The sequence below is a fragment of the Solimonas marina genome (assembly GCF_012241385.1).
Classification (GTDB): domain Bacteria; phylum Pseudomonadota; class Gammaproteobacteria; order Nevskiales; family Nevskiaceae; genus Solimonas; species Solimonas marina.
This window is the reverse complement of the sequence record NZ_JAAVXB010000001.1, coordinates 694609-711772: the sequence shown is the minus strand read 5'-3', so window position 1 is coordinate 711772 and position 17164 is coordinate 694609. Positions and strand designations below refer to the sequence as shown.

The 17164-nt window shown below is 65.8% G+C and carries 18 protein-coding genes and 1 pseudogene; 11 read left to right on the top strand and 8 right to left on the bottom strand.

What is annotated here, in order from left to right; genetic code table 11:
- Positions 1-53 precede the first annotated feature (53 nt).
- The 5 genes from G7Y82_RS03155 to G7Y82_RS03135 form a co-directional block, all read right to left on the bottom strand.
- Entirely contained in the window at positions 54-935 is an 882-nt protein-coding gene (locus tag G7Y82_RS03155; RefSeq protein ID WP_168146531.1) for a PPK2 family polyphosphate kinase, read from the bottom strand.
- Positions 936-942: 7 nt separating this feature from the next.
- Complete coding sequence (gene trhA, locus G7Y82_RS03150; protein WP_168146530.1) at positions 943-1656, bottom strand: PAQR family membrane homeostasis protein TrhA; 714 nt, start codon at positions 1654-1656, stop codon at positions 943-945.
- A 108-nt stretch (positions 1657-1764) separates the two neighbouring features.
- Positions 1765-2208: an NfeD family protein gene (locus G7Y82_RS03145; RefSeq protein ID WP_168146529.1), complete on the bottom strand. Its 444-nt coding sequence runs from the start codon at positions 2206-2208 to the stop codon at positions 1765-1767.
- 4 nt (positions 2209-2212) lie between these two features.
- On the bottom strand, positions 2213-3166 hold the full coding sequence (locus G7Y82_RS03140; RefSeq protein ID WP_168146528.1) for an SPFH domain-containing protein: 954 nt from the start codon (positions 3164-3166) through the stop codon (positions 2213-2215).
- A gap of 92 nt (positions 3167-3258) precedes the next feature.
- The gene (locus tag G7Y82_RS03135) at positions 3259-3675 is read right to left on the bottom strand and encodes a SufE family protein (RefSeq protein ID WP_168146527.1); all 417 of its coding nucleotides are present in this window, start codon (positions 3673-3675) and stop codon (positions 3259-3261) included.
- Positions 3676-3854: 179 nt separating this feature from the next.
- Between G7Y82_RS03135 and G7Y82_RS03130 the strand changes: the two genes are divergently transcribed.
- Positions 3855-5036, top strand: a complete 1182-nt coding sequence (locus tag G7Y82_RS03130) for an EAL domain-containing response regulator (protein WP_168146526.1) — start codon at positions 3855-3857, stop codon at positions 5034-5036.
- On the opposite strand, the gene G7Y82_RS03125 is transcribed toward G7Y82_RS03130, so the two are convergent.
- The 3 genes from G7Y82_RS03125 to G7Y82_RS03115 are packed head-to-tail and all read right to left on the bottom strand — an operon-like array spanning position 5030 to position 9553.
- A complete protein-coding gene (locus tag G7Y82_RS03125) occupies positions 5030-7921 on the bottom strand; it encodes an ATP-binding protein (RefSeq protein WP_168146525.1) in 2892 nt (963 codons plus the stop codon). The genes G7Y82_RS03130 and G7Y82_RS03125 overlap by 7 nt on opposite strands.
- A gap of 31 nt (positions 7922-7952) precedes the next feature.
- Positions 7953-9143 (bottom strand): porin family protein, encoded by a 1191-nt coding sequence (locus tag G7Y82_RS03120; RefSeq protein WP_168146524.1) that lies wholly within the window; start codon positions 9141-9143, stop codon positions 7953-7955.
- On the bottom strand, positions 9140-9553 hold the full coding sequence (locus G7Y82_RS03115) for a hypothetical protein (RefSeq protein WP_168146523.1): 414 nt from the start codon (positions 9551-9553) through the stop codon (positions 9140-9142). Before G7Y82_RS03115 ends, G7Y82_RS03120 begins: the two co-directional genes overlap by 4 nt.
- Positions 9554-9843: 290 nt before the next feature.
- On the opposite strand from G7Y82_RS03115, the gene msrP reads away from it, so the two are divergent.
- From msrP to G7Y82_RS03070, 10 genes and pseudogenes are all read left to right on the top strand, one after another.
- On the top strand, positions 9844-10797 hold the full coding sequence (gene msrP / locus G7Y82_RS03110; RefSeq protein WP_168146522.1) for a protein-methionine-sulfoxide reductase catalytic subunit MsrP: 954 nt from the start codon (positions 9844-9846) through the stop codon (positions 10795-10797).
- Positions 10797-11435, top strand: coding sequence for a protein-methionine-sulfoxide reductase heme-binding subunit MsrQ (gene msrQ, locus G7Y82_RS03105; protein WP_168146521.1), 639 nt, complete (start codon positions 10797-10799; stop codon positions 11433-11435). The genes msrP and msrQ overlap by 1 nt, the downstream gene beginning before the upstream one ends.
- Positions 11432-12172, top strand: a complete 741-nt coding sequence (gene rph / locus G7Y82_RS03100; RefSeq protein WP_168146520.1) for a ribonuclease PH — start codon at positions 11432-11434, stop codon at positions 12170-12172. Before msrQ ends, rph begins: the two co-directional genes overlap by 4 nt.
- A gap of 4 nt (positions 12173-12176) precedes the next feature.
- Positions 12177-12590, top strand: a pseudogene (locus G7Y82_RS21325) (GNAT family acetyltransferase); the annotation flags it as partial.
- Between the two features lie 87 nt (positions 12591-12677).
- Entirely contained in the window at positions 12678-13232 is a 555-nt protein-coding gene (rdgB, locus tag G7Y82_RS03095) for an RdgB/HAM1 family non-canonical purine NTP pyrophosphatase (RefSeq protein WP_240954058.1), read from the top strand.
- Positions 13229-14374 carry a radical SAM family heme chaperone HemW gene (gene hemW, locus G7Y82_RS03090; protein WP_168146519.1) on the top strand — a complete coding sequence of 382 codons (1146 nt, stop codon included), beginning with the start codon at positions 13229-13231 and terminating at the stop codon, positions 14372-14374. Before rdgB ends, hemW begins: the two co-directional genes overlap by 4 nt.
- A 117-nt stretch (positions 14375-14491) precedes the next feature.
- Positions 14492-14683 carry a CPXCG motif-containing cysteine-rich protein gene (locus G7Y82_RS03085; RefSeq protein WP_168146518.1) on the top strand — a complete coding sequence of 64 codons (192 nt, stop codon included), beginning with the start codon at positions 14492-14494 and terminating at the stop codon, positions 14681-14683.
- 27 nt (positions 14684-14710) lie between these two features.
- Positions 14711-15193: an RDD family protein gene (locus tag G7Y82_RS03080; RefSeq protein ID WP_168146517.1), complete on the top strand. Its 483-nt coding sequence runs from the start codon at positions 14711-14713 to the stop codon at positions 15191-15193.
- A 98-nt stretch (positions 15194-15291) separates the two neighbouring features.
- A complete protein-coding gene (locus G7Y82_RS03075; protein ID WP_168146516.1) occupies positions 15292-15534 on the top strand; it encodes a type B 50S ribosomal protein L31 in 243 nt (80 codons plus the stop codon).
- Between the two features lie 323 nt (positions 15535-15857).
- Positions 15858-17153, top strand: a complete 1296-nt coding sequence (locus tag G7Y82_RS03070; RefSeq protein ID WP_168146515.1) for a citrate synthase — start codon at positions 15858-15860, stop codon at positions 17151-17153.
- The last annotated feature ends 11 nt before the right edge of the window (positions 17154-17164 follow it).

Sequence of the window (17164 nt, the reverse complement as noted above, 5' to 3'; positions counted from 1 at the left end):
AACACTCACCGCCTCTTCGGCTATGCAATCTGTGAAATCTGTGGTTCTACCCGTCAGTCGTCGCGCAGCCGCTCGCGAAAGTCGTCGAGCATCGCGTGCGTTTCTTCGGCCATGGCCGGGTATTCAAGCCCGAGCTGTTTCAAGCGTGAAACGATCAGGCGTGCGACTTCGGCGCGCATGTACGGCTTGTCGTCGGCGGGGATCGCGTACCACGGCGCCCATGGCGTCGAGGTGGCGCGTAGCAGGTGCTGGTAGGCCTTCTGATAATCCGCCCAATGCTGGCGTTCGGTGAGATCGCTGCTTTCAAACTTCCAGTTCTTCTCCGGCTCGTCGAGCCGCGCCATGAGGCGGCGGCGCTGTTCGTCGAAGGAAACATTGAGCCAGAACTTGAGGATGACGGTGCCGTTGCGGGCGAGGTGGCGCTCGAAGTCGTTGACCGATTCGTAGCGCTCGCGCCATAGCCGGCTGTCCTTCTTCGGCCGATGCGGCAGGTTTTGCGCGTCGAGATACTCAGGATGCACGCGCACCGTCAGCACTTCCTCGTAGTAGCTGCGGTTGAAGACACCAAGCTGGCCGCGCTCGGGCAGCTCGCGCGCGCAACGCCAGAGAAAGTCGTGACGCAGCTCCAGCTCGCTGGGGCGCTTGAACGAAACGACGTGGCAGCCGGCCGGATTGACGCCGGTCAGCACGGCGCGAATGGTGCTGTCCTTGCCGGCCGCGTCCATCGCCTGGAACACCAGCAACACAGCGTGCCGCGCCGACGCAGCAAGCCGCCGCTGCAGCTCGTCGAGTTCAGCGACGTGCGCGGCCAGTCGCTGCTCGTTGGCTTTCTTGTCGTCCTCACCGACCGGCGGCGTATGCGGTGCGCGCGCAATACGGAAGTCGCCGTCGAAATCGACGAGGTACGGGCTGTCGACGATTTTGTGCTTGGCCATGGCGGCCTCAGCCGTTCGGACCGGGCACGACGTAGAGCAGCACGGCGAAGTACTGCAGCACGCTGCCGGTCAGCACGAACAAATGCCAGATCGCATGGTGGTAGCGCAGGCGCTCCCAGACGTAGAACACGACGCCGCCGCTGTAGGCGAGACCACCGGCAGCGGTGAGGATGATGCCGCCGGTATCGAGATGCTTGAGGATGGGCTTGATGGCGACGATCGCGCACCAGCCCATCGCCAGATAGATGAACAGCGACAGCTTCTCGTAACGCCCGGTGGCAAAAATCTTGAAGATGACGCCGATCGCCGTCAGGCCCCAGGTGAATGCGAACAGGCTCCAGCCCCAGGCACCGTGCAGCGTCACCAGCGTGAACGGCGTGTAGGTGCCGGCAATCAGGAAGTAGATCATCGAGTGATCGAGCACGCGCAGCACTTGCTTGGCGCGCGGCAGCGCATCCGGGATGCTGTGATAGAGCGTCGACGCCGTGTACATCAGCACCAGCGTGGCACCGAACACGCTGCAGGCGATGATGTGCCATTCATTGCCATACAGCGCGGCGCGGGCGACCAGCACCGTCAGGCCGACGATCGCCAGCAGCACGCCGACGCCATGCGTCACCGCGTGTGCGATCTCCTCACCGAGCGAATACAGCGACTCGGGAATCTCCACCGGACCGAGCCGGTGGCTTTGATGCGGAGCGGTGTGGTGCGGAGCTGCCATCGACGTGCCGTGAGTGACGAAAAGGCCTGCAACGGCTCCGCAGCTTACACGCCTGATGCTGTCTTTCGGCAGTACGACCGCAACAAAAAGCCGGGCACCGGCAACGTCTCAGGGCAATGCTTCGACGATCAGCACCGCGCCGTCGGCACCGATCACCTGCACGCGCGTGCCGGCCGGCAGGCTCTCCGGCCCGCGAATGCGCCAGCGGCTGTCGTCGACGCGCAGCGTGCCGCTGCCATTGACGATGGGCTCGCCGAGCGTGAAATGACGGCCGACGTACGACTCGCCGCGGCGATTGAGCGTGGGCTGATCGCTGACGAACGACAGCGGCTTGAAGCGCCGCCAGAGCAGGATCGCCGACACAGACAGCACGCCCCACAGCACGAATTCGAGCGGCCAGCCAAGCCCCGGCAGCAGCCAGGCGACGGCGCCGACGACGATCGCCGCGACGCCGACCCACAGCAGCACGAACTCGGTCGGCAGGAACATTTCCAGCACCAGCAGCCCGAAACCCAGGGCCAGCCAGTGCCAATAGACCAGTTCCATGCTCATGACCTCAGGCTCCGCTGCTCCCGCCGCCGACCTTCTTGGTCAGCTCGGCGATGCCGCCGAGCGCACCGATCACATTGCCCGCTTCGAGCGGCATCAGCACCAGCTTCTCGTTCGGGCTGGTAGCGATCTGCGCGAGTGCGTCGACGTATTTCTGCGCGACGAAGTAGTTGATGGCTTGCACATCGCCCTTGGCGATGGCCTGGCTGACCATCATCGTCGCCTTGGCTTCGGCCTCGGCTTCGCGCTCGCGCGCTTCGGCGTCGCGGAACGCGGCCTCGCGGCGGCCTTCGGCTTCGAGAATCTGTTCCTGCTTCTGCGCCTCGGCGGCCAGGATCTGCGCCTGACGCATGCCTTCGGCCTTGAGGATCGCCGACTGTCGCTGACCTTCGGCTTCGAGGATCAGCGCGCGCTTTTCGCGCTCCGCCTTCATCTGCCGCGCCATCGAGTCGACGAGGTCGTTCGGCGGACGGATGTCCTTGATCTCGATGCGAGTGACCTTGATGCCCCACGGCGTCGTCGCATCGTCGACCACGTGCAGCAGCTGCGTGTTGATCTGATCGCGCTGGCTGAGCAGCTGATCGAGGTCCATCGAGCCCATGACGGTGCGCAGATTGGTCATCGTCAGGTTGAGGATGGCGTATTCGAGGTTGTGCACCTCGTAGGCCGCCTTCGGCGCGTCGAGCACCTGGAAGAACACCACGCCGTCGACGCCGACCATGGCGTTGTCCTTGGTGATGACTTCCTGGCTCGGCACGTCGAGCACCTGCTCCATCATGTTCAGGCGCTTGCCGATGCGGTCGACGTACGGCAGCAGCCAGTGGAAGCCGGGGCTGAAGGTCGCGCGGTATCGGCCGAAGCGCTCGATCGTGTACTCACGGCCCTGCGGCACGATGACGACGCCGCGCCATGCCGTGACCAGCAGGAAGATACCGATCGCCAGTGCGACGAAGCTGCCCATGTCCCCTCCCATTGCCTGCGCCCGATTCGGAGGCCCATCTTAGCGCAGGCGCATGACATGCCCGCGGCGACAGCCTGACGTGTGCGCCGGTTTCAGCTGCCCCGCTCGGTCGCGGCCATCTGCTGGATGCGCTCGACCATCGCGTAGAAGCCATTGCGACGATTCATCGAGATATGGCTTTCCAGGCCAAGACGCTCGAAAGCCGAACCGATGTCGAGCGCCAGAATCTCGTCCGGCGTCTTGTCCGAGGTCAGCTCGAACAGCACGGCGATCAGACCCTTGACGATGTGCGCGTCGGAATCGCCACGGAAGTGCAGCGTCTTCGGCGGCCCCGGCTGCACGTCGTGCGCGAGCCAGACCTGCGACATGCAGCCACGCACCTTGTGCGCATCGTCGTGCTCGGCATCCGACAGCGGCGGCAGCTTGCGCCCCAGATCGATCAGGTAGCGATAACGCTCCTCCCAGTCGCCGAGAAATTCGAAGGTTTCCGCCAGTTCATCCACCGTCATATTGCCGCGCCCGCGTGTCGTCTCGTGTAGGACTGCCTATAGTAAGGCCGAATACCCGCAGGCGATGACGCTGCAGATCGAAATCGTTATCTCATGACGCCTTGCTCCGAAGCTGATAACGCCGACATCCGCCGGCCGCGACTGCGCGACATTGCGGGCCGCGCCGGGCGTCCTCGGCCGTGAGCGCCATCGCACCCCGCTCGGCGCTGGTCGTCGACGACGACGACTTCGTGCGCCGCGTGGTCATGCAGATCCTGCAGCGCCAAGGTGTGCCCGAATTGCGCAGTGCGAGCGACGGCGTACAGGCTGCCGACGTGCTGCGCCGCTACGGTGGCGTCGACCTGATCGTCTGCGACCTGATGATGCCGGGCAGCGACGGCCTCGAGCTGATGCACGACATCGCGCATCTGAGCCCCGGCAGCCACCTGGTCTTGATGAGTGGCGCCGACGAGCGCGTACTGCGCGCGGCGCGCGACGTGGCGGCCGGCCGTGGCCTGCACGTGCTGGGAAGCCTCGCCAAACCGGTCACGCCGGCGGCGCTCGCGGCGCTATTGCAGGCACCGGACCACAACGGCCCGACGGACAGCGCAGCGCCACCGGCGATCGACGACGCCGAGTTGCGGCAGGCTTTCGAGGCCGGACAATTCCGCCTGCGCATGCAACCGCAGGTGCAGCTCACCACCGGTCGCGTGATCGGCGCCGAAGCGCTGGTCTATTGGCAGAGTCCGACTCGCGGCATCGTCGAGCCGCTGCGCTTTCTGCCGGCGATCGAACGAGCCGGATGGACCGACCGGCTCGCGGATGTGGTTCTGCATACGGCGATCGCCAGCTGCGGCGAGTGGCGCCGCCAGGGTCTCGATGCGCGCGTCTCGATCAACTTCGAAGCCTCGACGCTCTCCGACCGACAGCTGCCGCAACGCATCCTCGACGCCTGCCGCGCCGCGGACCTGGCACCGTCACGGATTACGGTCGAGATCACCGAAGGCGGCTTGCTCGACAGCCGCCATGATCCGCTGGAAGTGATGGCCCGGCTGCGGCTGCGCGAGATCGGCCTGTCGATCGACGACTTCGGCACCGGTTGGTCGACGCTGGAGCGTTTGCAGAAGCTGCCGTTCACCGAACTCAAGCTCGACCGGCAATTCGTCTCACGCGCGCTGCATGACGAACAGGCGCGCGCCATCGTCGAAGCGGGAATCGGGCTGGCCAAACGCCTGGGCCTGCGTTCGGTCGCCGAGGGCGTGGCCAGCGCCGCCGACTACGCGTTGATGAGCGACCTGGGTTGCGACTTCGCACAGGGCTATCACATCGCCCGCGGCGTGGCGCCGGAGCAGTTTCCACACTGGGTCGCGTCGCGTCACTGATCGGCGCGAGCGTCGTGCTCGGCGCGTTGCGCCACCCAGCCGCGAATCACGGCGAACTCGGTTTCGGCCTGCCGCACCAGAGCCATCGGGCGGTCATCGCTGTCGCCCAACGCAGCCTCGAGCCGCCCCAGGATCGCCGCCAGCGCGTGCGCGCCGACCGTCCGCGCCGAACCCAGCAGACGATGCGTCAGCATGCGTGCGCCCTCGAAGTCCGAGGCGGTGATGTGCTCTTGCAAGCGCGCCAACACCGGCTCGGTACTGTCGACGAAGTGCTGTAGCAACTCGCTGAGGTCCGCGTCGTCGTCGCCGACGATCTCCCGCAGCAATGGCAGATCCAGCGGGGCATCGGCAGTAGCAGGTGGACGCGCCGGCACCACCGGCATCTCGTCTGCTGTGCGACACCATGTCGAAAGGCACTGCTGCAGCGACGCCAGCAGCACCGGCTTGATCAGGCAGGCGTCGATGCCGTGTTCCGCACAGCGTTGTCCGGCATCCTGCAGCGCCGCGGCCGTCAGCGCGATGATCGGCAAATGCCCGAGCGACGGCTCGGCGGCTTCGCGTTCGCGCTGCCAGGCCGCAAGCTCATAGCCATCGAGCTTGGGCATATGCAAATCGGTGAGCAGCGCCGCGTAATGCGCCTGCGTCAGCCGCGACGCCGCCTCTTCGCCATCGGCGGCGATCTCGACGATAAAGCCCAGCCGCTGCAACTGCGCCGACAACACCTCCTGATTGATCGGATTGTCCTCAGCGACCAACACGCGCAAACCCGGCTGCGGCGGTGGCGGCAACGGTTCGGCCGCACTGGCACGTGCCACGGCCCGACCACAGGCACGGGCCGCCGCTTCGAGCAACTGCGCCGATCGATAGGGACGCGCCAGCACACTGCCGTCACCAGCGCGACCGTCGATGCGCAAGCCCAGCGCGTGCTCATCGATCGTCAGGTCGGCTTGCGCATCGTCGACATCTGCCGCGGCGCGGGATGCGCCGGCCGCGAGCAGCAAGGTCTCGACGAAACCGGTCTCGGTGCGATCGCCGAGCGTGATCCGGAAGGTGGCGGCGGCCAGCACGGCCGTTGGCGTGCCGGCCGACGCCGGCAGCGCGAAGCGCAGTGCGACCCAGAAGCGGCTGCCCTGACCCAGCTCGCTGCTGTAGCCGATGCTGCCGCCCATACGCTCGACCAGACCCTTGCAGATCGAAAGACCCAGGCCGGTGCCGCCGTACCGCCGCGTCGTCGACGATTCGGCCTGCACGAACGGATCGAAGAGCTGCGCCTGCTCGCCGCCGGCAATCCCGATTCCGGTATCAAGAACCTCGATCCGCACATCGAGTGCGCCCTCGCCGGCCGCTGTGTGGTCGGCGCGCACCACGATCAGCCCGTGCGGCGTGAACTTGATGGCGTTGCCGAGCAGATTGAGGACGATCTGCCGGATCCGCACCGCATCGCCGATCACCTGTTCCGGAATCGCCGGGTCGATAAAACTCAGCAGGCGCACGTCGCGATCGCGCAGCCCTGGCGACAGCACCTCGACGACACCCTCGATCACGTCACGAAGATCGAACGGCTGGGCCTCGATCACCAGGCGATCGGCCTCGATCTTGGAAACGTCGAGCACATCGTCGATGACGCGCAACAGCGATCGCGCCGACTGGCAGACGATGCGTACGTTCTCGCGCTGCGCCGCACTGAGCGATGTCTGCTCGAGCAGTTCGAGCATGCCGAGTACGCCGTTCATTGGCGTGCGGATTTCATGGCTCATCGTCGCCAGAAATCTGGACTTCGCCTCGCTCGCGGCTTCGGCCTGATCGAGCTTGCGTAGCTGCTGTGACAGTGTCACCGCGACCCCATTGAGCCGATCCAGTTCGTCGGGCCAGCGCGACGTCGGCCGCGACATCAGCTGTTCGGCTGCGTCGAAAGCCTGCTCGGCCAACAACGGCAAGGCACGGGTGACGCGTTCGAGGCGCGCGCTGGCGCGCGTCAGCATCCAGTACAGCATCGCCGCCGACGCCAACAGCCCACCGAGGGTCAACGCCAGGCCGTGCCACAGTGCCGCGATCATTTGCTGCCGAAACTGGGTTTCGTCGACGATGAACATCGCATCGACGCCTTGTTCGGTCGCCAGCGGCGCCAAGGTCAGCAGCAGATCGAACGGCCCGGCGCGCGTTCGTTGGGGCGCGCCGGGCGACCACCCGCGCGGCGGCGGCGACGTCAATGCACCGAGGGCTGGCAGCAGGTCCGGCGCGTTGGAGACGGCACGCACCTTCAGGCCGGCGATCTCGACGCCACCGCTCGCGCCGGGCCCTGACGGGGAGAGGATCGCCAGATCGGCACCCGTCAGTCCATGAAACGCGGGCAGCACATCGGCCAGCGGCCGCGAAATCAAAACCACCAGAGGCCGGCGTTCGTGATCAAAGCCCGGCACGAAAATGTACTGCTCGCACTCTGGTGTACAGGCGATATAGCTGCTCGGCCGATGCCCGCTGCGTGCCGTATCCAGCGCCGACACCGACGCCACGCTGGCATGCAGACTCGAACGCAGCGCCTCGCCGGAGCTGGCAATGAGCTTGCCCTGCGCATCGAGCACGGCGACGTCGCCGATATTGATGAGCAATTCGGGCGGCAGCAGCGGTTCCAGCGTTTGCGGGTCGCGCTGCAGCTTGGCCAAGTCGATGCTGCGCGCTAGCTGCGCAGCGTAGGTTTCGGTCTCCAGTGCCGACTGGCGGATCAGGGCCGCCAGCACCTGCTCGAACTCGCCGATCTGCTGCTGCGTACGCTGTTCGTTCTGCTGCTGCAGCTCGCGATAACCGAGGTAGGCAAAGCCGAGGTGGATGACCGCCAGCATCGCCAGCAGCAACAGAAACGCCTTCCACTTCAGGCTCAGGCGCACCCTCCAATCCGTGCACATGATGCCGTGCCGCCTAGAAGCGATACCCGGCCATCAGCAACAGCATGTTCCAGTTGCTGGCGCGCGGCTGAGTGGGGTTGTCGAGTGGCGGGACGGTGGAGCTGCCGATGATGTGGTGCCATTCGCCCCAGACGCCCCAGTGCTGGTCCGGCAACCAATGCAGCCCGAGCGTCAGATCGCGCGCGTAGCGGCTGTGCGGATCGCCGCCGGTACTCGCCGCATAGCGGCTGCCGTCGCGGTCGTTGCGGTTGATGTAGCTGGCGTCGTAGCGCGCCATCAGCGTCCACTTCGGATCGAGCCGATAATCACCCTGTACATAGAATCCGTCGCCGAGATTGTCGGTATCGCCGGCAAAACTCGTCCAGCCCTTGGTGCGGTTGATGATGTACTCGGCGCTGAGACTGTAGCGCGCCGCATCGTGCCGCCACGACAGCACGTAGTTGTCGAAGTCGATATGCCCTTGCACCGTGGAACCGGCGTCCGGATCGATGTCGAGACCGGCGTGCAGCACGCTGAACGCGACGCGGTCGGCGCCGCCGTTCCACTCGTCCTGCAGACGGCCTAGGTAATAGTCGGTGACGTGCTCGTGCGCCGGCAGCGCGACGCCGCCGGTCAGCTGCCGCTCTTCGTCGTCGGTCAGCGTCTGGCGCCGGCTGCCGCTGACCACGACCGAAACATAATGCTCGCCCAGCCCCAGCCCGCCATAGAGCTGGGCGCCGTCACTGGAGAACAACAGGCGCCGCAGACCCTGGCCGTCGAAATAGATGGACTGCGGCATCTGGATACCGGGCCGCGCGAAGATGACGTCGCGCGTGTCGTTGTACAGACCGAACGGGTTCTTGACCCGGCCAACGCGTACGCCGGCGTTGTACCAGCTGCCGCTCGCGAACTGATAGTCGAGCAATGCGTAGTCGACGCGCAGCTTGCCGTTGTCGTTGGCGCCGGCGTCGCGCATCAGCAGCTGCCCCGACGCCAGCAGGCCGGGCGCCAGCTGCACCGAACCATTGAGGTTGAGCTCAAAGAAGTCGAAGCTGCCGTTCTGACTGGTGCCGTAGGCGTTGTTGTGGTCGGTCCATGCGTAGCCCTGCGCGGCTGAACCATGCACCTGCGACTCCAGCGCGCGCGCCGGCGAGGTGGCGCAGATCAGCAGCGCAGCGACGGCGACCCGGCACCACGGCGATGCGACCCGCGAAATGGCCCTCATGACCGGCCTCCGGTGGGTGCAACCGCCGCTGCACGCGACGGCGACGCGGGCTCGTCGTCGTCGGTGCGGATGTAGCCGATGGCGCCGTCGGTGGCGCGAACCTTGTCCTTCATCTCCTGCTCCGAATACACCACGACCGGCGCTTGGCCGGTACCGGTGTAGATCAGACGCTCCCAGGCGTTCTGCAGGACATAGGGATAGGTGCCGAGAATTTCACGGCAGAACTGCTCGTGCAGCGGATTGCTGTCAGGCATCACGTAGACGTGCGCCGGCTCGCCGTCCGGCCACTGGCGGACACGCATCGTGAATAATGACAGCAGCAGGGTATGGCTGATGCCGGCCGCGTCGCGGTCGGGGCCGGTGATGACCTCCACCGACTGCGCCCACGCGGCTTCGGTGGAGAGCAGCATGGCCCCAAGCAGCAGGAGACGAGCGCGAGCGGCTCGCCAGACCGGACCCACGTGGCCCCGCCCCTTCCTTTGGCCCACCGCTGTAAGACGAATCGACATCGCGCACAGGGTAACGCCCGACAGCACCGTTGCCACCGATTCGTGACATACGGTGTAAGACGGCCGCTCTGCGTGAACCGGCATGCATGCCGTTGCGTCCGACATTCGTGCTCGAGCGTACCGGGACTATCGCCAGATCGAACGGCCACGGGCAAGCTGCGGTCGTAGAGGTGCCAAATGGAGTTCATCGCATGCTGATCCGCATCCTGCCCCCGCACGCCCTGCGCGAGTCCGAGATCACGCCGCAACCGCTGTATCTGAATCGCCGCCAGGTGCTGGCCGGCATGGGCGCCGACGTCGCCGCCTTGAGCCTGCCGCTGTCGGCCTGCGCCAAAGCGGACGCGCCGACCGATCTGGCGCCGCTGAAAATCGCCGCCGAGCACGAGCAGGCCGGCGGCGAGACGGTCACGCCATTCTCGACGGTCAGTACCTACAACAATTACTACGAGTTCGGCACCAGCAAGTCGGACCCGGCCGAGAACGCGCACACGCTGCAGACGCGACCGTGGACCGTCGAGGTCGACGGCGAATGCGAGGCGCCGGCACGCGTCGACATCGACAGTATCCTGGCACGGCGCCTGGAGCAGCGCGTCTACCGCCACCGCTGCGTCGAGGCCTGGAGCATCGTCGTACCGTGGGACGGCTTCGCGCTGGGCGACTTCCTGAAGCAGTTCAAGCCGACGTCGAAGGCCAAGTACGTGGCGTTCCAGACCCTCTACGATCCCAAGCAGATGCCGGAGACGCGGCACGGCATCCTCGACTGGCCGTATGTCGAGGGCTTGCGCATCGACGAGGCCATGCATCCGCTGGCGTTCCTGTCGGTCGGCATGTACGGCAAGGTGCTGCCGAACCAGGACGGTGCGCCGCTGCGCCTGACGATTCCCTGGAAGTACGGCTTCAAGAGCATCAAGTCCATCGTCCGCATCCGTTTCACCGAGCAGCGGCCACCGACCACCTGGAACAAGATGGCGTCGAACGAATACGGCTTCTACGCCAACGTCAATCCGCATGTCGACCATCCGCGCTGGTCGCAGGCCCGCGAGCGCCGGCTCGGCGAGCTGTTCAAGCGCGACACGCTGATGTTCAACGGTTATCCGGAAGTGGCAAGCTTGTACAGCGGCCTCAACCTGCGCATGAACTATTGATGGCACAAACCGGCGCTGCAAAACGCTTCGATTGGCCGCTGTTGGTCTGGCGTGCAGCCGCCTGGGCGTTGGGCGGCGTGCCCTTGCTGCTGCTCGGCTGGCATGTACTGCATGCGCAGCTGGGACCGAACCCGGTCGAATTTCTCGAACACGACGCCGGCGACTGGTCGTTGCGCCTGCTGCTGGCGACGCTGGCGATGACGCCACTGCGGCGCCTGACCGGACGCCCTGAGCCCTTGCGCGTACGCCGCCTGCTCGGCTTGTGGGCATTTTTCTGGGTCTGCCTACACTTCGCGATCTATCTGACCTTCGATCTCGAATGGTCACCGTCAGCCCTGGCCGCCGATGTCGTCAAACGCACCTACATCACGATCGGCTTTGCTGCCTGGCTGGCCCTCGTGCCGCTGGCGATCACCTCGACCCAGGGCTGGCAACGGCGCCTGAAACGACGCTGGGCGACACTGCACAAGCTGGTCTACGCCGCCGCCGTGCTCGGCGTGCTGCACTACATCTGGCTGGTCAAGGCGGACCTGCGCGAACCGCTGCTGTACGCGGGCATCCTCGCCGTGCTGCTCGGAATGCGCATTCCGTGGCGCGGTATACTGCGCGGCCGTCCGCTTCCCCGCCGCACAACGTGACCGATAACACCGCTTCGAATTCCGGACTCCGTCATTCCGGCCGCACCGCCGACCAGCTTCGCGAGGTGTCCATCGTTCGCGGCTTCACCAAGCACGCCGAAGGCTCGGTGTTGGTCAGCTTCGGCGACACGCGCGTGCTGTGCACGGCGAGCATCGAAGAGCGCGGCCCGGCCTGGAAGAAGGACGGCGGCTGGGTCACCGCCGAATACGGCATGCTGCCGCGCGCCACCCACGACCGCAGCCGCCGCGAAGCCGCGCAGGGCAAGCAGTCCGGCCGCACGCAGGAAATCCAGCGCCTGATCGGCCGCTCGCTGCGCGCCTGCGTCAATCTCGAAGCGCTGGCCGGCTTCACGATCACCATCGACTGCGACGTGCTGCAGGCCGACGGCGGCACGCGCACCGCGTCGATCACCGGCGGCTATGTAGCGTTGGTCGATGCAATCAATGCCATGCGCAAGGCCGGCAAGCTGAAAAAGAATCCGCTGTTCGGCCAGATCGCCGCGATCTCGGTCGGCATTCACAACGGCAAGCCGGTGCTGGACCTCGACTACAAGGAAGACTCGGCCTGCGAATGCGACATGAACGTCGTCATGAACGAGGCCGGCCAGTTCATCGAGGTACAGGGCACGGCCGAAGGCCACGCCTTCCGCCGCGACGAGCTGAACGCGCTGCTCGACCTGGCGAGCAAGGGCATTGGCGAACTGATCGTTGCCCAGAACGCGGCGCTCGCCGGCTGAAATCATGAGCACATCCGTCCAGATCCGGCCGTACCAGCCGGCGGACGAAGCAGCCGTCGTCGCGCTGTGGCTGGCCTGCGGCCTGACGCGGCCCTGGAACGATCCGCAGCGTGACATCGCGCGCAAGCTCGCCGTACAGGCCGACGGTTTTCTGGTCGCGGTCGACGGCGACGCCGTGGTCGGCAGCATCATGGCTGGGTACGAAGGCCATCGCGGCTGGGGCAATTATCTTGCCGTCGCACCGCACGCCCGTCATCACGGCCTCGGCCGGCAACTGATGGCCGCCGCCGAAACCTATGTCCAGGGCCTGGGCGCGGCGAAGATGAACCTGCAGTTGCGCGAGGACAATGTCGACGCGGTGCTGTTCTACGAGCGCATCGGTTATGTCCGCGATGCATCGCTGAGCTACGGCAAGCGCTTCGTCGAGGACGGCCCGAAACCGGCAGCGACGACGCTCGGCGGCAGCCTGGTGCTGGCCTCGCGCAATGCCAAGAAGCTCAAGGAAATGCAGGCGCTGTTCGCGCCGCTGGGCGTGACGCTGCGCCTGGTTTCGGAATTCAGCGATGTCGAACCCGAAGAAAACGGCGCCAGCTTCGTCGAGAACGCGCTGATCAAGGCGCGCCACGCAGCACAGGTCTCCGGCCTGCCGGCGCTGGCCGACGACTCGGGGCTGGAAGTGGCGGCCCTGCGCGGCGCGCCGGGCGTTTATTCGGCGCGCTATGCCGGCAGCCCGACATCGGACGCCGCCAATAACGACAAGCTTCTGGCAGCGCTCGCCGGCGTGGCGGACGCGCAACGCGGCGCACGCTTCGTCAGCGTGCTGGCGCTGCTGCGCCATGCCGACGACCCGGTGCCGCTGCTCGCACAGGGTTTCTGGGACGGCCGCATCCTCGACGCGCCGCGCGGCGCCAACGGCTTCGGCTACGACCCGCTGTTCTGGGTGCCGGCCCACGGCTGCAGCGCCGCCGAGCTGGCGCCCGAGCTGAAGAACCGCATCTCGCACCGCGCCCGCGCCAGCGCCGTGCTGCAGCGCCAACTGGCAGGTCTGCGCCTGTCGTGAGCGCGATCGACCTCGCGCTGTATCTGCATTTCCCATGGTGCGTGCAAAAGTGTCCGTACTGCGACTTCAACTCGCACGCACTGCGCAGCGCCGACGCCGACGTGCCTGAAACCGCCTATGTCGACGCGCTGCTGCGCGACCTCGACTTCGAGCTGGCCCACACGCCCGAGCCGCGGCCGCTGACCAGCATCTTCATGGGCGGCGGCACGCCGAGCCTGTTCTCCGACCGTGCGATCGGCCGCGTGCTGTCCGAGGTCAACCGCCGCCTGGCCTTCGCCCCGGATATCGAGATCACGCTCGAGGCCAATCCCGGCACCGCCGAAGCGGCGCATTTCGCCGGCTATGTCGCAGCCGGCGTCAATCGCCTGTCGATGGGCGTGCAAAGCCTCGACAACGCTCTGCTCAAACGCCTCGGCCGCATTCACGACCGCGACGAGGTGTTCCGCGCCTACGAGCTGGCGCGCGCGGCCGGTTTCGGCAACATCAATCTGGACCTGATGTTCGCGCTGCCCGAGCAAACCCTGGCCGGCGCCGAGGCGGATCTGCGCGGCGTGCTCGGCCTGGCGCCGGAGCATCTTTCGTACTACCAGCTGACGATCGAGCCAAACACCGCGTTCGGCGCGATGCCGCCGCCGCTGCCCGACGACGAGCTGGCCTGGGACATTCAGGAGCAAGGCCAGCGCCTGCTCGCCGAGCACGGCTACGCGCAATACGAGGTTTCGGCCTATGCCCGCCCCGGTCGTCGCGCGCGGCACAACCTGAACTATTGGCACTTCGGCGATTACCTGGGCATCGGCGCCGGCGCGCATGGCAAGCGCAGCGCCGACGGTGTGGTCCGCCGCCGCGCGCGGACCAAGCATCCGCGCGCCTATCTGCAACATGCCGGCGGCCCGGCCGCGGTTCAGGAAGACCGCATCGTCGGTGCCGACGAGCTGCCGATCGAGTTTTTGATGAACGGCCTGCGTCTCAACGACGGCTTCGCGATTGCCGACTACGCCGACCGCACCGGCCTCGACTGGTCGACGCTGGCACCGGCCGAGACGGCGCGCCAGCGCGGTCTGCTGGCCGAAGCCGACGGCCGGGTACGGCCGACCGAGCTGGGCCATCGCCATCTCAACGGCCTGCTGACATTATTTCTGTGAGCCACGATCAGCGCGCGGGCGACGGACGAGTCAGTGCCGCGTCAGCCCGCATCGGGCGCAATACTCTGGCACCACAGCGATGCGATTGGCGTTAAACAGGCCCTGGCTGGAGGCGTGATGCTTGAGGAAGTGGTCGTGACCTGCCCGGCGTGCTGGGAGGACATCGTGCTCGAGGTCGACCTGTCGGCCGGCGACGAGCAGGAATACGCAGAGGACTGCTCGGTCTGCTGCCGACCGATGACGGTCCACGTCACGGTGTCCGGCGATGGCGAACGCTGCAGCGTCTCGGTCGAACCGGAAAGCGATTGAGCAGCGCAAGCAATGGAGCGATCGGCGATGAATGAAATGAGCGAGATGACGGTCGGCGCCGGTGCGACACCGCAGCCGGATGTGCAGTACGTCGGCTTCTGGGCGCGAGTGCTCGCCAGCTTCGTCGACACCTTCGTCAGCCTGTTCGTGCTCGTACCGCTGGCGCTGCTGCTGCGCACGGTCGGAATCGGCATCGCCAACGGCGATCCATATGCCTCCACCATCACCCAGTTGCTGCTGGCGCTGATCGTGATTGCGTTCTGGATGGCGCGCATGGCCACGCCCGGCAAAATGGTGATCGACGCCGTGATCGTCGACGCGCGCAGCTTTGGCAAACCGAGCCTGCGCCAGTTCGTGGTCCGCTACCTCGGCTACTTCGTCTCGACGATTGCGCTGTTCCTCGGCCTGCTCTGGGTGGCCTTCGATGCCCGCAAGCAGGGCTGGCACGACAAGCTGGCCGACACCGTCGTCATCCGCCGGCCGCCGAACCTGCCGCAAGGCCTGTCCTGAGCGTCCCCGCATCGGCCGTCACCGAGGGGCTTGCAGCGGATTCCGCACTTCATTAAACTTCGCGCCCTTTCGAGTTTTCCGCGTACAGGTTTTCCAACATGAGAGACGGCATCCATCCCGAATATCGCCCGGTTGCGTTCAAGGACAGCGGCGCCGATCACGTGTTCGTCATCCGCTCGACGGTGAAGACGAAGGACAAGATCAGCATCGACGGTACCGAGTACCCGCTGGTGAACCTCGATACGTCGAGCATGTCGCACCCGTTTTATACCGGTAAGCAGAAGATCGTCGACACCGGTGGTCGCGTCGGCAAGTTCAAGGCGCGCTACGCGCGCAAGTAAGCGGACGCTCGTCGTACCGTTGCCAAAAGGCCGCGCTCCATGCGCGGCTTTTTTGTTTTCAGGCCGAAAATACCGCTGTGACGGGCATTTCCGGTCGCTTTGATGACAAAGCATTTATAAGCGGATGTCGGAAGCGTGGCCGCATATGGGGTAAAATCTCCATGTTCGGTCCGGAGTACACCATCCCCTAGCCGCTCACCCTGCACCGGGGCCCTCGTTGCCGCCGGGTAGACGGTCGGTGCGGCTGCCGACAGCCGGCCGACGAACTGGCTGTCGTACCCGCTACCGCCTATTCACCGATTGAATAACGAACGAGGTCAACCATGAGCACGCCTAGCTTCAGTCTCGTCAATAACGCCAACGGGGAAAAGATCGACCTGCCGCCGGTTAGCGGCACACTGGGTCCGGTCGGTCTCGACGTTGGCAAGGTCTACGGGAAGATGGACGTGTTCACGTACGACCCCGGCTTCTCGTCGACCTGCTCGACGAAGTCGGCCATCACCTATATCGACGGCGACCAGGGCGTCCTGCTCTATCGCGGCTACCCGGTCGCGCAGCTCGCCGAGCAGTGCTCGTTCATCGAGACCGCCTACCTGGTCCTCAATGGCGAACTGCCGAACGCCGCGCAGCTGCAGTCGTTCGACCAGAGCATCCGTCGCCACACGATGATCAACGAGTCGCTGAAGATGTTCTTCAACGGCTTCCGTTACGACTCGCATCCGATGTCGATGCTGACTGGCGTCGTCGGTTCGCTGTCCGCGTTCTACAACGACATGGACGACCACAAGGATCCGCGTCAGCAGGAAATCTTCGCGCACCGCATGATCGCGAAGATCCCGACGATCGCCGCGGCGGCCTACAAGCGTTACTTCGGCCAGCCGTTCATGTACCCGCAGAACCATCTCGACTACTGCAGCAACCTGCTGCACATGATGTTCTCGGTGCCGGCCGAGCCGTATGAAGTGGACCCGGTCGCCGCCAAGGCGCTGGACGTGCTGTTCATCCTGCACGCCGACCACGAACAGAACGCCTCGACGTCGACGGTGCGCATGGCCGGCAGCACCGGCACCAACCCGTACGCCGCGATCGCCTCGGGCATCGCCGCGCTGTGGGGCCCGGCGCATGGTGGCGCCAACGAAGCCGTGCTGAAGATGCTCAGCGACATCGGCGACGTCAGCAAGGTGCCGGAGTTCCTGCAGAAGGTGAAGGACAAGGTCGCCGGCGTGCGCCTGATGGGCTTCGGCCATCGCGTCTACAAGAACTTCGACCCGCGCGCGACCATCATCCGCGAGCAGTGCCACAAGGTGCTCAAGCATCTCGGCAAGGAAAACGACCCGCAGCTCGAGCTGGCGCTCAAGCTCGAAGAGATCGCGCTGTCGGACGACTACTTCAAGGAGCGCAAGCTCTACCCGAACGTCGACTTCTACTCGGGCATCATCTACAAGGCGCTCGGCATCCCGGTCAACATGTTCACGCCGATGTTCGCCGTTGCCCGCACCGTCGGCTGGGTCGCGCACTGGATCGAAATGGTCTCCGACCCGAGCCTGCGCATCGCCCGCCCGCGTCAGGTCTACACCGGCGCCGACGTCCGCGACGTCGCCGAGATCGGCAAGCGCTGAAAACGCTTTCG

What these genes read in the sequence shown, in the direction of transcription:
- msrQ (WP_168146521.1), top strand. Translation starts at nt 10,797, where the DNA reads ATGGCACAAACCGGCGCTGCAAAACGCTTCGATTGGCCGCTGTTGGTC.
- G7Y82_RS03135 (WP_168146527.1), bottom strand. Translation starts at nt 3,675, where the DNA reads ATGACGGTGGATGAACTGGCGGAAACCTTCGAATTTCTCGGCGACTGG.
- G7Y82_RS03120 (WP_168146524.1), bottom strand. Translation starts at nt 9,143, where the DNA reads ATGAGGGCCATTTCGCGGGTCGCATCGCCGTGGTGCCGGGTCGCCGTC.
- G7Y82_RS03075 (WP_168146516.1), top strand. Translation starts at nt 15,292, where the DNA reads ATGAGAGACGGCATCCATCCCGAATATCGCCCGGTTGCGTTCAAGGAC.
- G7Y82_RS03070 (WP_168146515.1), top strand. Translation starts at nt 15,858, where the DNA reads ATGAGCACGCCTAGCTTCAGTCTCGTCAATAACGCCAACGGGGAAAAG.
- rdgB (WP_240954058.1), top strand. Translation starts at nt 12,678, where the DNA reads ATGCAGGCGCTGTTCGCGCCGCTGGGCGTGACGCTGCGCCTGGTTTCG.
- G7Y82_RS03140 (WP_168146528.1), bottom strand. Translation starts at nt 3,166, where the DNA reads ATGGGCAGCTTCGTCGCACTGGCGATCGGTATCTTCCTGCTGGTCACG.
- trhA (WP_168146530.1), bottom strand. Translation starts at nt 1,656, where the DNA reads ATGGCAGCTCCGCACCACACCGCTCCGCATCAAAGCCACCGGCTCGGT.
- G7Y82_RS03155 (WP_168146531.1), bottom strand. Translation starts at nt 935, where the DNA reads ATGGCCAAGCACAAAATCGTCGACAGCCCGTACCTCGTCGATTTCGAC.
- G7Y82_RS03080 (WP_168146517.1), top strand. Translation starts at nt 14,711, where the DNA reads ATGAATGAAATGAGCGAGATGACGGTCGGCGCCGGTGCGACACCGCAG.
- msrP (WP_168146522.1), top strand. Translation starts at nt 9,844, where the DNA reads ATGCTGATCCGCATCCTGCCCCCGCACGCCCTGCGCGAGTCCGAGATC.
- G7Y82_RS03085 (WP_168146518.1), top strand. Translation starts at nt 14,492, where the DNA reads ATGCTTGAGGAAGTGGTCGTGACCTGCCCGGCGTGCTGGGAGGACATC.
- G7Y82_RS03145 (WP_168146529.1), bottom strand. Translation starts at nt 2,208, where the DNA reads ATGAGCATGGAACTGGTCTATTGGCACTGGCTGGCCCTGGGTTTCGGG.
- G7Y82_RS03115 (WP_168146523.1), bottom strand. Translation starts at nt 9,553, where the DNA reads ATGCTGCTCTCCACCGAAGCCGCGTGGGCGCAGTCGGTGGAGGTCATC.